Below are 248 nucleotides of genomic sequence, written 5' to 3'. Positions count from 1 at the left end.
ATTCCTCCCTTGCCGTGCCCCGACCAATTATTCAGATCCATTCCCGATTCGATATCAAAGTAGGGGCACGGCATCAGTCAGGTTGGTTGCCAGCAATAAATTCCTCCCTTGCCGTGCCCCTACCAATTATTCATATCAAGTTCGGTCGATTACCCATAATTGGCAGTCGGGACACGGCACGATTAACGTTATCTGTTTGTCCGAGATATCTCTGATGCCCTGTCCCTACGCAACAACTCTGTGAGGTT

At 49.2% G+C, this 248-nt stretch carries 1 protein-coding gene; it reads left to right on the top strand.

Annotated features, from left to right (window positions below):
* A partial coding sequence (locus MiSe_RS50455) for a hypothetical protein (protein ID WP_226595150.1) occupies positions 1-215 on the top strand: 215 nt, incomplete at its 5' end.
* Between the last annotated feature and the right edge of the window lie 33 nt (positions 216-248).

The organism is Microseira wollei NIES-4236 (assembly GCF_020521235.1).
GTDB classification, from domain to species: domain Bacteria; phylum Cyanobacteriota; class Cyanobacteriia; order Cyanobacteriales; family Aerosakkonemataceae; genus Microseira; species Microseira wollei.
The sequence above is the reverse complement of the archived record's forward strand: the minus strand, read 5'-3'. Positions and strand labels throughout refer to the sequence as shown.